This window comes from Moraxella nasovis, from assembly GCF_022701215.1.
Classification (GTDB): domain Bacteria; phylum Pseudomonadota; class Gammaproteobacteria; order Pseudomonadales; family Moraxellaceae; genus Moraxella; species Moraxella nasovis.
In genome coordinates, this window is record NZ_CP089976.1 from 1,999,200 (window position 1) to 2,012,527 (window position 13,328).

Annotated in this window: 17 protein-coding genes; 13 read left to right on the forward strand and 4 right to left on the reverse strand. The window is 40.1% G+C overall.

The window, feature by feature from the left end:
* Nucleotides 1-32: 32 nt before the first annotated feature.
* The 3 genes from LU293_RS09620 to LU293_RS09630 all read right to left on the reverse strand — a co-directional run bounded on the left by LU293_RS09620 (nt 33) and on the right by LU293_RS09630 (nt 1,735).
* Nucleotides 33-368 carry a hypothetical protein gene (locus LU293_RS09620; protein WP_242747661.1) on the reverse strand — a complete coding sequence of 112 codons (336 nt, stop codon included), beginning with the start codon at nt 366-368 and terminating at the stop codon, nt 33-35.
* Between the two features lie 28 nt (nt 369-396).
* Nucleotides 397-1,182, reverse strand: coding sequence for a tyrosine-type recombinase/integrase (locus tag LU293_RS09625; protein WP_242747663.1), 786 nt, complete (start codon nt 1,180-1,182; stop codon nt 397-399).
* A 163-nt stretch (nt 1,183-1,345) separates the two neighbouring features.
* Complete coding sequence (locus LU293_RS09630; protein ID WP_242747665.1) at nt 1,346-1,735, reverse strand: septal ring lytic transglycosylase RlpA family protein; 390 nt, start codon at nt 1,733-1,735, stop codon at nt 1,346-1,348.
* A gap of 359 nt (nt 1,736-2,094) precedes the next feature.
* Between LU293_RS09630 and LU293_RS09635 the strand changes: the two genes are divergently transcribed.
* From LU293_RS09635 to ruvA, 4 genes are all read left to right on the forward strand, one after another.
* Nucleotides 2,095-3,303 carry a phosphoglycerate kinase gene (locus LU293_RS09635; protein WP_242747667.1) on the forward strand — a complete coding sequence of 403 codons (1,209 nt, stop codon included), beginning with the start codon at nt 2,095-2,097 and terminating at the stop codon, nt 3,301-3,303.
* 162 nt (nt 3,304-3,465) lie between these two features.
* Complete coding sequence (locus LU293_RS09640) at nt 3,466-3,720, forward strand: entericidin (RefSeq protein WP_242747669.1); 255 nt, start codon at nt 3,466-3,468, stop codon at nt 3,718-3,720.
* 139 nt (nt 3,721-3,859) lie between these two features.
* Entirely contained in the window at nt 3,860-4,897 is a 1,038-nt protein-coding gene (gene fba / locus LU293_RS09645; RefSeq protein ID WP_242747670.1) for a class II fructose-bisphosphate aldolase, read from the forward strand.
* A gap of 66 nt (nt 4,898-4,963) precedes the next feature.
* Nucleotides 4,964-5,587: a Holliday junction branch migration protein RuvA gene (gene ruvA, locus LU293_RS09650; protein ID WP_242747672.1), complete on the forward strand. Its 624-nt coding sequence runs from the start codon at nt 4,964-4,966 to the stop codon at nt 5,585-5,587.
* On the opposite strand, the gene LU293_RS09655 is transcribed toward ruvA, so the two are convergent.
* A complete protein-coding gene (locus LU293_RS09655; protein WP_242747674.1) occupies nt 5,564-6,466 on the reverse strand; it encodes a LysR family transcriptional regulator in 903 nt (300 codons plus the stop codon). The two genes, ruvA and LU293_RS09655, sit on opposite strands and share 24 nt — an antisense overlap.
* A 290-nt stretch (nt 6,467-6,756) precedes the next feature.
* Here LU293_RS09655 and leuC point away from each other — a divergent pair, with 290 nt between their 5' ends.
* From leuC to LU293_RS09695, 9 genes are all read left to right on the forward strand, one after another.
* Nucleotides 6,757-8,175 carry a 3-isopropylmalate dehydratase large subunit gene (gene leuC / locus LU293_RS09660; protein WP_242747676.1) on the forward strand — a complete coding sequence of 473 codons (1,419 nt, stop codon included), beginning with the start codon at nt 6,757-6,759 and terminating at the stop codon, nt 8,173-8,175.
* A 70-nt stretch (nt 8,176-8,245) separates the two neighbouring features.
* Entirely contained in the window at nt 8,246-8,416 is a 171-nt protein-coding gene (locus LU293_RS09665; RefSeq protein WP_242747677.1) for a hypothetical protein, read from the forward strand.
* Nucleotides 8,417-8,886: 470 nt separating this feature from the next.
* Nucleotides 8,887-9,417, forward strand: coding sequence for a YbhB/YbcL family Raf kinase inhibitor-like protein (locus tag LU293_RS09670; RefSeq protein WP_242747680.1), 531 nt, complete (start codon nt 8,887-8,889; stop codon nt 9,415-9,417).
* Between the two features lie 10 nt (nt 9,418-9,427).
* Nucleotides 9,428-9,805, forward strand: coding sequence for an Imm41 family immunity protein (locus LU293_RS09675; protein ID WP_242747682.1), 378 nt, complete (start codon nt 9,428-9,430; stop codon nt 9,803-9,805).
* 63 nt (nt 9,806-9,868) lie between these two features.
* Nucleotides 9,869-10,516: a 3-isopropylmalate dehydratase small subunit gene (gene leuD / locus LU293_RS09680; protein WP_242747683.1), complete on the forward strand. Its 648-nt coding sequence runs from the start codon at nt 9,869-9,871 to the stop codon at nt 10,514-10,516.
* The gene (locus tag LU293_RS09870; RefSeq protein WP_256462110.1) at nt 10,517-10,873 is read left to right on the forward strand and encodes a Type 1 glutamine amidotransferase-like domain-containing protein; all 357 of its coding nucleotides are present in this window, start codon (nt 10,517-10,519) and stop codon (nt 10,871-10,873) included.
* Nucleotides 10,857-11,159, forward strand: a complete 303-nt coding sequence (locus tag LU293_RS09875; protein ID WP_256462111.1) for a Type 1 glutamine amidotransferase-like domain-containing protein — start codon at nt 10,857-10,859, stop codon at nt 11,157-11,159. Before LU293_RS09870 ends, LU293_RS09875 begins: the two co-directional genes overlap by 17 nt.
* Nucleotides 11,160-11,179: 20 nt before the next feature.
* Entirely contained in the window at nt 11,180-12,250 is a 1,071-nt protein-coding gene (gene leuB / locus LU293_RS09690; RefSeq protein WP_242747685.1) for a 3-isopropylmalate dehydrogenase, read from the forward strand.
* A gap of 148 nt (nt 12,251-12,398) precedes the next feature.
* Nucleotides 12,399-13,307 carry an RsiV family protein gene (locus LU293_RS09695; protein WP_242747687.1) on the forward strand — a complete coding sequence of 303 codons (909 nt, stop codon included), beginning with the start codon at nt 12,399-12,401 and terminating at the stop codon, nt 13,305-13,307.
* Nucleotides 13,308-13,328: the final 21 nt, after the last annotated feature.

Genomic DNA, 13,328 nt, shown 5'->3' on the forward strand with positions numbered 1-13,328 from the left:
GTTTATTTATTATATGGTTTACAAATTATGGGTTAGTTAGCACTAAAAACTTTATCTAAGTTTACCCCATGAACTACTAACCATGCTTGAGCAGGGTAGCTATTGACTGTTAAACGTCCTACTTCTACTTGGTGGAATTCCAGCTCATTTTCTAAACAGTAGTGACGTAAACTATGCCATGAGTAAGATTGTCCTGTAATATTACTAACTTCAGAAGTAGATGCAGAAGGTACTTTAAACTTAAGGGGTTCAGCTGGTTTATCTGATTCATCAGCTAGTACTTCGTTAGTTAGATAATCTATCATAATTTGAATCGCATTTCGTACTTCATCTTTTGAATAAATGTGGTTTAGCGTGGTCATTGACATAATAACTCCTTAGTTTTGTTGATTAAAATTAAAGTTTAGTTGCTTGTTGTTTTAGACTATTCAAATAATTAAACCACAAGCGATAAGCATTGGTTTGTTCAGGTAAGTAATGGTAATGGTCGTAAACACTACGAATACCTGTGACTTGATGCCCTAGCATCATCTCAGCAACTGTAAGTGACGTAAAACTACTAAATCTAGTTCTTGCTGTGCGTCTTAGGTCGTGAATACACCAAGGCTTCATCACATAGTGATACTGCTGATTTAGGTGTTGTCTGATACGTAGGGGTATTAAATTAGCCCAAGTGCGGGCTATAGGCTCATTAGCAGATATTTTCTTAATTTGACGATTGCAAAGCAGTAATTCATTACCACTTAAAGCAATTAACTCATCAATAACTGCCAAAGATTCGTCCAGTATGGGACGAAAGATAGGCGTGTGGGTACGATACCCCATCTTATGGTTAGACTGTGGTACAGTCCAAACCATCTGGATAAAATCAAAATCAGCCTTACGAGCTAATCTTAACTCTCCATTACGACAACCGTACAACAAAAGAAACTGAATGGCTAGACAGTTACGTTTAAATAAAGCACCATCTTGTAGTGCTTTAAATAACCATATCAATTCTTCATCATTCAGTACTCTTGACTTTTGTGGTTTTACAATCCCAAAATCAGCATAAGCGGTTAATTCTTTTAAGGGATTAGTAGTGATATAGCCGTGAGTTACGCACCATTTCATTACCATACGAGCATAGATTAAAATTCTGTTGGCTATGCTAGGGGATTTTTGTTTAACTTCATCAATCAAACTGACCCAAAAACTCGTGCTAAGCTTATCTACAGGTATATCACCATATTTTTTTGAGGGGGGTTGATGTTGGATAAAAATATGGCATGGAGGCGGTAGGTGAAGTGGTTTGATGGGCATCGTGATGATCGATTATTGTTCATGATGGGTTAAGCTGATGGTTTTATCTTGGCTGATGTTTGTGTGTTGTTTGGCGTGGTTTTTTGTGGGTAGGCTTGATATGTACCTTAACGATGCCTTGTGATAACGGTGCAAGATGTGAGAACGCTTTTTTGGTCAAATCAATACGACCTGATTTACCGATACGGTCATTGACTTTGCAGATGATGGATTTGCCATTTTTTGCGTTGATGACTTTAACATAACTGCCAAGTTTGAACTGGTTGGACGCACAAGTCATGCCTTGATTGCTAAATCGCTCGCCATTGGCGGTTTTGCGTCCATTGAATTTATCGGCATAATAAGAGGCGGTTGCTGCTTGAGCGTGAATGGAGAGCGTGGTCAGTGCAATTGCCAAAAAAGCAGCAAAATAACTTTTTAAAGAATGATTCATAATATTTGTTGGTTACAATGAATGGTCATTATACTAGATGATAAATTGTATTTGCAAATAATATGCCATAGCTTTACTTTGTCATCACAAAAAGATAAGGTTTGGGAAATATTGTTAAAAACGATGATTCAAAAACCACTATTTAAAAATAAGCCATCTTAAATCATAACCTACCTTAAATCAAATCTACCCTACCTAATGCAAAAAGCACTACTTAAAAGCACTCAAATTGCAAAGATGAATTGGTAGGTTGAGAATAACTATGTGTGGTGATGTTGCAGTGGTATGATGAATTGTTTATAATATTTGGATATCTTTTATCATTATTTTTTATTATCATTAACAAAGGGTGTTAGGCTGTGGCAATTTTATCTATGCAGGATTTGGATTTATTAGGCAAGCGTGTGCTGATTCGTGAAGATTTGAATGTGCCGATTAAAGACGGCGTAATTACAAGTGATATACGTCTTAAAGCTGCTATTCCTACCGTTGAAGAAGCCTTGAAAAAAGGAGCAGCAGTTATTGTGGCATCGCATTTAGGTCGTCCAACTGAAGGGGAAAAGGAGCAAAAATACTCGCTTAAGCCTGTGGCAGATTATTTGGCAAAAAACTTAGATTACCCTGTGTCTTTTTCAAATGACTACCTAGAGCATGGCGTAGACGCTAAGGCAGGCGAGCTGATAGTACTAGAAAACGTACGTTTTAACCAAGGCGAAAAGAAAAACAGCGAAACACTATCTAAACAATATGCCGATTTGTGTGACGTTTTCGTGATGGACGCATTTGGCACGGCACACAGAGCCCAAGCATCAACCGAAGGGGTTATTCGTGCAGCTGCTCGTGACGGTAAGCCTGTGTGTGCTGGTAATCTTTTATCAACGGAACTATCAGCACTGGCTACCGCACTAAATCAGCCAAAGCCACCTGTGCTTGCCATTGTTGGTGGCTCAAAAGTATCTACCAAGCTTGATGTGTTATTAAGCCTAGCTAAGATATGCGATAGTATTGTTGTGGGCGGTGGTATTGCCAATACGTTTTTGGCAGCCCAAGGGGTGAATGTCGGTGCATCACTATATGAGCCTGACTTGATTGACACTGCTAAGGCTATCATGACGCAGACAAACATTTTATTACCAGATTATGTCGTTGTCGCTGATAAAGCCCAGATTGATTTTGATGACTTTTTAGGTTCACTTTCTAAGGCAGATGCAGTCGTTAAGTCTGTTACTGAAATAGGCGAAAATGATATGATTTTAGACATTGCCAAACAAAGTGCTGAAAAAATTGGCGATGCGATTAAAAATGCCAAAACCATACTTTGGAATGGACCTGTGGGCGTCTTTGAAGTGGATAAATTTGGTATAGGTACACAGATTTTGTCTTTGGCAGTAAAAGACAGTGATGCTTTTAGTATTGCAGGTGGTGGTGATACATTGGCAGCAATTGATAAATATGGCGTAGCAGATGATGTCAGTTATCTATCCACAGGCGGTGGGGCGTTTTTAGAGTTTGTTGAAGGTAAGACTTTGCCTGCCATTGCAGCATTAGAAGAGTTTGTTGCCAAATAAATTGAAATAATTTTATTTTATATTAAGCTAAAAATCATTAATAGGTTAAATTATTGTAATGTTTTGTATTTAGACGGTAAAATCTATTGCAAATCATTGCAAATTTACCTATGATAGCATATTGTTTGATATAGATTACACGTTTAACTAGGTAGGTTTATCATGAAAAAATTAGCTATATTTGGAGCGATGGTGGCACTTGTGGCTTTGACAGCGTGCAGTCAAGAGACACAAGATAAAGCTGCTGAAGCTGTAGATTCAGCGAAAACAGATACTGCTGAAGTTGCTAAGCAAGCAGAAGCCGCAGCTCAAGGTGTTGCAGATGAAGCTGTCGCTGTCGCTCAAGATGTTAGCAGCGAAGTTGCAGCAGCAGAGAATACCGCAGAAAGCCAAGTGCCAGAAGATCAAAAATACTAAGCTTGGCTACTTGGTATGTTAAGCTAACAGCGTACTAAGCTCGACTTATCGTCGGGCTTTTTTGTTGATTAGTCATGCAAGACAGCTTATTATTTGGTATAATACCAGGTAAATTTATCACTATCTTAAGGAGAATTTCATGGCACTCGTATCACTACGCCAATTACTTGATCATGCAGGCGAACACGCTTATGGCTTACCCGCCTTTAATGTCAATAACTTAGAGCAAATGCGTGCCATTATGATGGCGGCTGATGAGACCGACTCACCAGTCATTGTCCAAGCATCGGCAGGTGCCAGAAAATATGCAGGCGCACCTTTTTTGCGTCATTTGATTTTATCTGCCATTGAAGAGTGGCCACACATTCCTGTGGTCATGCACCAAGACCACGGCACAAGCCCAGCTGTCTGTCAGCGTTCTATTCAGCTTGGATTTAGTTCGGTGATGATGGACGGCTCACTACGTGAAGACGGCAAAACTCCTGCTGATTATGAATATAACGTCGCCGTTACTCGTGAAGTGGTCAAGATGGCTCATGCGTGTGGTGTGTCGGTTGAAGGCGAAATTGGCTGTTTGGGTAGCTTAGAAACTGGCATGGCAGGCGAAGAAGACGGCGTGGGTGCAGAAGGGGTGTTAGATCATAGCCAATTATTGACCTCAGTAGAAGAAGCTCGTCAATTTGTATCAGACACGAACGTTGACGCTTTGGCGATTGCTGTGGGGACATCGCACGGTGCTTATAAATTCACACGACCACCAACAGGCGATATTTTGGCAATAGACCGCATTAAAGAGATTCACGAAGCCCTACCAAATACGCATTTGGTCATGCACGGCTCATCTAGCGTGCCACAAGAATGGCTACAAATCATCAATGAAAATGGTGGTAATATCGGTGAGACTTATGGCGTGCCTGTTGAGCAGTTGGTTGATGCCATCAAACATGGCGTGCGTAAGATTAACATTGATACCGATTTGCGTTTGGCAAGCACTGGGGCTATTCGTCAATTTTTAAATGAACACCCTGCTGAATTTGACCCACGCAAATATCTAACTGCATCTATCAATGCCATGAAAGACATCTGTGTGGCACGTTATGAAGCCTTTGGTTCGGCAGGCAATGCCAGTAAGATTCGCCCCATCTCGCTTGAAAAAATGGTAGATTATTATAATTAAGCTATTGCTTTTTATAAAACCCAGCTTTTTTTGTTGGGTTTTATAGTTTTAAGACAAAGGATTTTTATGATTGCAATGATTACAGGGCAAGTGCAATACCTAAATGCACCATTTGCTTGTATTATGACAACGCACGGCGTTGGCTATGAGATTGAGTTGCCCATCCCTGCATTTTGTACATTAGCGGTGGGTGCTCAAGCGTCACTTTTTACGCATTTACACGTGCGTGAAGATGCGCAGCTGCTTTTTGGGTTCATAAGTCAGACCGAACGAGATACATTTCGAAAGCTTATTAAGATTACAGGTGTGGGGGCAAAAATGGCGGTGGCAATCTTATCCACGCTATCGGTTGATGAACTTCGCCAAGCAGTCGAATGTAATAATGATGCAGCTTTGGTTCGTGTCCCCGGCATTGGCAAAAAAACCGCTCAGCGTCTAGTGATAGACTTAAAAGGCAAACTTACGCAGTTTGGCGGTGGGATACTTGATGGTCAAGGTGAATTTTTTGATGTTGGCGTGATAGGCGATACCACCATGAGAGTGATTGCTGAAGTGGAGAGTGCTTTGGTTAGCTTAGGCTATAAAGAAAAAGAAGCTCAAAAAGCGATTAAAAACGCCCAGCAGGATTTGGACGATATAAATACCCAAACCCTACTAAAAGCCGCTTTAAAGGCTCTGTCTGGATTCTGATTCATAGGGGTATTGCACTTGCAGCAGGTCTATAAGTGCTTGGGTGCTGCCAGAACGAGTTAGATTTGGGTTGGTCACCACGCCTAAGTGACGCTGTAATTCAATATCGTCTGCCATGTCAATCTTGACCAAATCTTGATTGATTAAAGTCTCTGGCAATACCGACCAGCCTAAGCCTATTGAGACAAGCATACGTATGGATTCAAGTGGATTGGTACTCATTGTGGCATAAGGACGTAAATTGTGCTTACCAAATTCTGCCAAAGTGATTTGACTGGTAAAGGTATTTGCCGCAGGCAATATGGCAGGGTGATGGGCAAGCTGTAAAAGGCTGACGTCGCTTTTTTGGGCAAGTGTGCTGAGCGTCCCTGTTACAAAATACAGCGGATCTGACCATAGTGTATGGTACTGCAATCTGCGATCATAGGTAGGCGGTAGGGTTAAGAATGCTAAAGCAACATCACCATCGAGTACGGCTTTATGTGCCTCTTCACTATCCATAAATCGCACTTCAAGCTGTACAGCAGGGTGGGTTTGGATAAATTGCTTAAGCACAGAAGAAAGATGGTGCAATCCGATATGGTGGCTTGTGCCGATAACAAGCTTCCCTGCAGCGATTTCCTTAGATTTTTGTAAATGAATGCGGCATAACTCATAGTCTTCAAGCCATTTTTTGGCATGGGGTAATAATTCATGTGCGGTCGCTGTTGGAATAATGCCTCGACCGACTGTATCAAAGAGTGTTACGCCAAATTCTTCTTCTAGGTTTTTGATGCGTTTACTGACAGCAGGCTGGGTGATGAATAAGTTCTCGGCTGCACCAGAGATACTGCCCGTTTTCATCACGGTAATAAAAGTAGTTAGATTTGTAGTATTCATGAAGATAGTCCTTATTTTCATAATAGAAAGCAGTATTATAATAAATTTTTTGTTATAGATAAACCAATTTCTAGAAATTTTAGTTAAAATTAATCATTTTCTTATAATTAGCTAAACTTTATATTTTATATTCGACTTTATATTTATAAAAATAAGGAATTAAAAAAATAAAAAATAATAAATAATTATTATTATAAAGCTATGCTATACTGCTTTTAAACAAACTATAGCCTAGCTTTAAACACACCCCAACTTACGCTTGCTAAGATATAGACATAACGGAGCAACTCATGGTAGGCAAAACCCTATACGATAAATTATGGCAAGACCATTTGGTCAAACAGCGTGATGATGGCTCGGCACTCATCTATATTGACCGCCATTTATTGCATGAAGTAACTAGCCCCCAAGCTTTTGAAGGCTTATCTTTGGCAGGGCGGACACCTTGGCGATTGTCTGCTAATATCGCAACGCCTGACCATAACGTCCCCACTTCCACTTTTGAGCGTACACAAGGCATTAGCGGCATTAGCGATGACATCTCACGCATTCAAGTCAAAACGCTTGATGACAACTGCAAAAATTTTAATGTCATGCAGTTTGGTATTAATGACGAACGCCAAGGCATTGTGCATGTGGTCGGGCCTGAGCAAGGGCTTGTTTTACCGGGTATGACGGTGGTGTGCGGTGATAGTCATACTGCCACGCATGGGGCTTTGGGCTGTTTGGCACATGGTATTGGCACAAGTGAAGTGGAACACGTCTTGGCAACAGGGTGCTTGATTGCCAAAAAAATGAAAAATATGCGTATCGTGGTTGATGGCAGACTTGCCAAAGGCGTAACGCCAAAAGACGTGGTGCTGGCGATTATCGGTAACATTGGTACGGCTGGTGGTACAGGCTATGCCATTGAATTTGCAGGCGAAGTATTCAATGATATGTCTATTGAAGGGCGTATGACTGTTTGTAATATGGCGATTGAAGCTGGGGCAAGGGTGGGACTTGTGGCGGTGGACGATAAAACCATTGACTATGTCAAAGGTCGTCCTTATGCACCCACAGGCGAGGATTGGGAGTGTGCGGCTACTTATTGGCGGTCGTTGCATTCTGACGAAGGGGCTGTCTTTGATAAAGAGATTTGGCTTGATGGCAGTCAAATTGCACCGCAGGTATCGTGGGGGACATCGCCTGAAATGGTGGTGGACATCACCCAATCTGTTCCGACTTTGCAGATGGCAAAAGATGAGACGCAAAAGGCAGATTGGCAACGTGCCTATGCTTATATGGGGCTGACAGCAGGTCAGTCATTAAGCGACATCAAGCTTGACCGTGTATTTATTGGGTCGTGTACCAATTCACGCATTGAAGATTTGCGAGCGGCGGCAAGCGTGATAAAAGGTCGCAAAGTAGCGGATACTATCAAAGAAGCGTTGGTGGTGGCAGGCTCTGGATTGGTTAAAGCCCAAGCCGAACAAGAAGGTTTGGACAAAATCTTTAAAGAGGCAGGGTTTGAATGGCGGCAGCCGGGGTGTTCTATGTGCCTTGCGATGAATGCTGATAAACTTAAAGCAGGTGAGCATTGTGCCAGTACCAGTAACCGTAATTTTGAAGGTCGTCAAGGCAATGGTGGACGCACGCACCTTGTCAGTCCAGAAATGGCGGCAGCGGCAGCGATAGCAGGGCATTTTGTGGACGTGCGGACGTTTTGATTTTGACCAATGAACGCGCTAAGATAAACTAGTGCGTTCATTTTGGAGAAAATTATGCTGTTATCAATTTTTGAGCAACATTAATCAAATGGTTCAGCATTTGGATAATGCCGTCAAAATACAATTGATTGAGCAGTTACAAAAAGATATTGCCAATAAACCACCTGATGATTTATCAAAATTCACCCCAAGAAATGATTTGGTTGTGGGTAACTTTGATGATTTGGGAAATATCAGTTAGGAAAAGGAGTTAAGTCTTGAATTTCCCCAATAGTGTATGTCTTGATACTCATGCGGTTGTTTGGCTTGAAAATGGCGAAATATATAGATTTGGTAAACGGTCGCTAGATTATTTGGCAAATTGTCGTTTGCTGATACAGTTATTTAAAATATTGCTAATAAAGCAAATTTTAATATTTACCAAAAATCTTGGTTTGATAAAAATCTTGGTTTGATAAAAATCTTGGTTTGATAAAAATCTTGGTTTGATAAAAATCTTGGTTTGATAAAAATCTTGGTTTGATGCTGTTAATATCGCCTTGCATTGCAATTTTACTAAAGACGCATTTGACGCTTGATTATCACACATGCCATGATAGATAATAGCATGCTAATCAGTACAGATGAAAAAAATTAACTAAGCATTATACCAATTATGTTTGGTAAAATTTCAGCAATTAAATTTTGTAAAACAATCACAAGGAAAATCCCATGAATCTAACTGCCAACACCTACCTAGATGTCCGTAATCCCACCCAGCCCACAGGCGAGATGATATTGACCTGTGCCGATATTGCCAATGAAAGCACATTATCTAATGACTATGTCGCCAATATTTGGGGCTATACAGGGGGTAATATCAGCCCAGAATTGATGTGGCAAAATGCCCCCAAAGACACCAAAAGTTTTGTCATCACGCTATTTGACCCTGACGCACCCACAGGCTCTGGCTTTTGGCATTGGAATGTGTTTAATATTCCTGCTGATTGGACGGCATTACCCAAAAATAAATCCAATGATTTTGGTGATGGTATTATTGAGCTTAAAAATGACGCAGGACTAACTGGCTTTATTGGGGCATTTCCACCCAAAGGCGATAAACCACACCGCTATATTTTTACGCTATACGCCCTAAATGAAAAACTGGATTTAAACAATAGCATTAGCCCTGCGGTATTGGGATTTAATTTAAATGGTAAAGTTTTGGCGACAGCTAAATTGACGGCTTATTATCATTGGTAATTATTGAACAATGAAAGAAAATAGCGATTTTTTAGACTTTTATAGAAATATCACATTTTCTGATAACTATGATGTTAATTCATTTATTGGTAAATGGATTGATGATGCGATTTGGTCGGATGAAGAGTATATCAAATTAGAAAAATCGCTATTGACTATTCAAAAAGCATATCCCTATCCAACCGATATTCCAAGAGAAATTATCATATCACTTTATAGAATTATTGAGTTGATGATGATACCAAATTGGTTAGATTTTGATGTTGAAAAATCCAATCTGAATGATGAGAGTGATATCTTTGATAGATTTGAGAGATTAAAATTGGTCATTTCTTATGTTTTGTCTGGCAATGATATTCAAGAAATAGGATTTGGTTATAATCCATAATTATTTGTTAAAATTAAGGCAATCTATTTGGATTATCTTATTTTTTTGAAATTAAGGTGTAAAATGAAAAAATACCTAACCGAAATCGGCATTGTTGCCCCATTAGACCGTGCCAATGTAGATACCGATTTAATTATCCCCAAGCAGTTTTTAAAATCCATCAAACGCACAGGGTTTGGTGATAATTTATTTGATGAACTGCGTTATTTGGACGAAGGCTACTTGGGGCAAGACATCAATAAACGCCCCAAAAATCCTGATTTTATCTTAAATCAAGACCGCTATGCCAACGCCACCATCTTGCTTGCTCGTGCTAATTTTGGCTGTGGGTCTAGCCGTGAACACGCACCGTGGGCGTTGAATGAATTTGGGTTTCGCACGGTGATCGCCCCAAGTTTTGCTGATATTTTTTATAATAACTGTTTTAAAAACGGAATGCTCCCTGTTATTTTAAAAGAAAGTGAAATTGATGAATTATTCAAAGAATGTTTTGATAATATCGGCTACCAATTAACGGTGGATTTGGCAAATCAAAAAGTGATTAGCCCAAGTGGTAAAGAATACCATTTTGAAGTTGATGAATTTCGTAAGCATTGCTTGCTTAATGGCTTAGATGATATTGGTTTGACGTTGCAAAATAGCGATGAAATTCGTGCCTTTGAAGAAAAGGCGAGAGCGGATAGACCTTGGGTGTTTAGAGAGTTAAGATGAATGAAAAACTTATTTTTATCATCTTCTTTGTTTGATGTTGCAAAATTTTTGCCGAGTTTTTTAAGTGGTATTGACAAAAATAAGCAATTTAAAAGCGTGGCTTTTATTGATGTTGCCAGTCAAATAGAAGAGTATAAAGCCAATATTGACCGTGCCAAATGTGCTTTTGATGAGCTTGGTTTTTTGATTGAAATGATTGACTTTAACCAATCATCTGATGACATCAAAAAATCCATTGTTTATTGCGATATGGTTTATGTTGCTGGTGGTAATACGCCTTATTTATTAGAGAAATTAAAAGCCAAAAATTTATTAGAGCAATTAAAAGCCAAAAAGATTGATGTTTTTTTTAATTGAATGGATTGGACAAGGCAAACCCTATATCGGTGAGAGTGCAGGCAGTGCCATTTTGGCTCAGGATATTAAATATATTTTACCACTAGAAAATGAAGTAGAGCGATTTGATGATTTTGTTGGATTGGGTGTGATAGATTTTTATCCTTTGGTGCATTTTGGTGATAAACCATTTGATGAAGCTACCAAAACGATTTTTGATAATTATTCATCAAAAGATAAAATGATAGCATTAAACAATCGGCAAGCATTGATAATCTATGACAATAAAATGTTAATTCCATCTTAATTAAATCAAAAGGTAATCCTATGACCAAACACATCGCCATCTTAGAAGGAGATGGTATTGGACCTGAAATTATCCAGCAGGCGGTCAAAGTCTTGGATAAATTAAAATCGCAAGGGCTTGACGTGTCCTATGAATACGGACTTTTGGGCGGGTCGGCATATGACAAGTACGGCAAGCCTTACCCAGATGAGACCCGCACGCTTTGCCAAAAGGCGGATGCCGTACTGCTTGGGGCGGTGGGGTCGCCACAGTATGACAGCTTGCCACGAGATGTCCGCCCTGAACGTGGACTACTTGCCATTCGCCGTGATTTAAATTTATTTGCCAATCTGCGTCCTGCGATTTTATATAAGGAGCTGGCGAACGCTTCTACTTTAAAGCCTGATGTGGTGGCAGGGCTTGATATTTTGATAGTCAGAGAGCTGACAGGCGACATTTATTTTGGCGAGCCACGGGGTATTCGTGTGCTTGAAAACGGCGAGCGTGAAGGCTTTAATACGATGAAATATTCAGAGAGCGAGATTTATCGTATCGCCCATGTGTCGTTTAGGTCGGCTCAAAAACGACACAAAAAACTGTGTAGCGTAGACAAAGCCAATGTGTTAGAAACCACCGAGCTTTGGAGACAGATTTTTAATGACGTTGCCAAAGAGTATCCAGATGTTGAGCTTAGTCATATGTATGTGGACAATGCGGCAATGCAACTTGTCAAAAACCCCAAACAGTTTGATGTGATTGCCACAGGTAATATTTTTGGTGATATTTTGTCAGATTTGGCAAGTATGCTCACAGGCTCCATCGGTATGCTCCCATCAGCCAGCCTAAATGAGACTGGCAAAGGGCTGTATGAGCCAAGCCATGGCTCAGCCCCTGATATTGCAGGTCTTGATAAAGCCAATCCACTTGCCACGATTTTGTCACTCGCCATGCTTGTGCGGTATAGTTTGGGTGATGAAAGCCGTGCTGTACAAATTGAGACAGCGGTACAAAACGTGCTAAAACAAGGCTATCGTACAGCGGATATTTTTGAAGATGGTTGTACGCTTGTTGGCTGTGAACAAATGGGGGATTTGGTAGCTAATTGCCTGTAATTTTTTGATTGATCGAACATGAGAATAAATCGGGATTGGGTATCAGTTCCGATTTTATTATTTTATAGGCAGATATTTTATTTTCACATTGTCGGGTGGTGGTTTTTTATTGTAAAATGGTTGATAAGTCATTTTTAAGGGGGATAAGATGAGATTAAAAGTATTAACAGGCGTAATTTTAGTGGTGCTTGGTTTGGCAGGGTGTCAAGATGCCAACACTTTTCAAAGACCTGTGGTTAATCAAGAGCAAAACGCCACCACGCCAAAAATTGATGAGCAAAAAAGCATTTCTGATACGCTAAAGGCGGTTGATGAGAATCTTGCCAATGTCGCCAAAGGCATTAAAAAAGTAACTTTTAAGGAAGTGCCGGTAGAATACACCCTTCCAAAATCAGTCTCATCGGTGTGTAAAGCTGAACCAGATTGGGAAAAACAAGAAATCGCCTGCCCAAATATCAATATCTCAGTAGCCGACGTTGAACCTAAATGGATTGAGCGGTCGGTTAATCTTGCCATTACAAATGATGATAATCCAAAATTACTCAAATTTCGCCGTGCTTTGGACAAGTTTGCCGTAAGTCAAGTCAGTGATGGCTACTCAACGCCATACCTTTGGGAACTTAAGCCCACCTACTTAGGCATGCATAATAATTTAGCACAATTTGCTGTAACTGAAGACATGTATCTTGGTGGTGCTCATGGCATGCAGTCAGAGACATATTTAGTTTATGATTTGGATTTGGGCAGTAGAATCCAGTTGTACGATATTGAAAAAGATGATTTGATCGATAGTGAATTATCGCTTTATACGCTGGCAACCGATGCTTATGACGACTATTTAAAGCAGCAATTAGAAGATAGCCAAAGCATCGAACAGCACAAAAGTGATTATCCACTTGAGCTTACCGAAGATTTTTATTTTGATGAACAAGGCCTGATACTGCATTATAATCCTTATCGTCTTGGCCCTTATGCTATGGGCCCAATTGAGTTAATCATCCCTTATCGCAGCTTAAAAGGCGTGATTCGTGATGAATATTTGCCTGCCATGAAATAATAAAAACACCTGAGTACTGTT

Bases quoted from the DNA above. Each gene is read 5' to 3' on its own strand.
- LU293_RS09620 (WP_242747661.1), bottom strand. From the start codon at position 368: ATGTCAATGACCACGCTAAACCACATTTATTCAAAAGATGAAGTACGA.
- LU293_RS09630 (WP_242747665.1), bottom strand. From the start codon at position 1,735: ATGAATCATTCTTTAAAAAGTTATTTTGCTGCTTTTTTGGCAATTGCA.
- LU293_RS09640 (WP_242747669.1), top strand. From the start codon at position 3,466: ATGAAAAAATTAGCTATATTTGGAGCGATGGTGGCACTTGTGGCTTTG.
- fba (WP_242747670.1), top strand. From the start codon at position 3,860: ATGGCACTCGTATCACTACGCCAATTACTTGATCATGCAGGCGAACAC.
- ruvA (WP_242747672.1), top strand. From the start codon at position 4,964: ATGATTGCAATGATTACAGGGCAAGTGCAATACCTAAATGCACCATTT.
- LU293_RS09655 (WP_242747674.1), bottom strand. From the start codon at position 6,466: ATGAATACTACAAATCTAACTACTTTTATTACCGTGATGAAAACGGGC.
- leuC (WP_242747676.1), top strand. From the start codon at position 6,757: ATGGTAGGCAAAACCCTATACGATAAATTATGGCAAGACCATTTGGTC.
- LU293_RS09670 (WP_242747680.1), top strand. From the start codon at position 8,887: ATGAATCTAACTGCCAACACCTACCTAGATGTCCGTAATCCCACCCAG.
- LU293_RS09675 (WP_242747682.1), top strand. From the start codon at position 9,428: ATGAAAGAAAATAGCGATTTTTTAGACTTTTATAGAAATATCACATTT.
- leuD (WP_242747683.1), top strand. From the start codon at position 9,869: ATGAAAAAATACCTAACCGAAATCGGCATTGTTGCCCCATTAGACCGT.
- LU293_RS09870 (WP_256462110.1), top strand. From the start codon at position 10,517: ATGAAAAACTTATTTTTATCATCTTCTTTGTTTGATGTTGCAAAATTT.
- LU293_RS09875 (WP_256462111.1), top strand. From the start codon at position 10,857: ATGTTTTTTTTAATTGAATGGATTGGACAAGGCAAACCCTATATCGGT.
- leuB (WP_242747685.1), top strand. From the start codon at position 11,180: ATGACCAAACACATCGCCATCTTAGAAGGAGATGGTATTGGACCTGAA.
- LU293_RS09695 (WP_242747687.1), top strand. From the start codon at position 12,399: ATGAGATTAAAAGTATTAACAGGCGTAATTTTAGTGGTGCTTGGTTTG.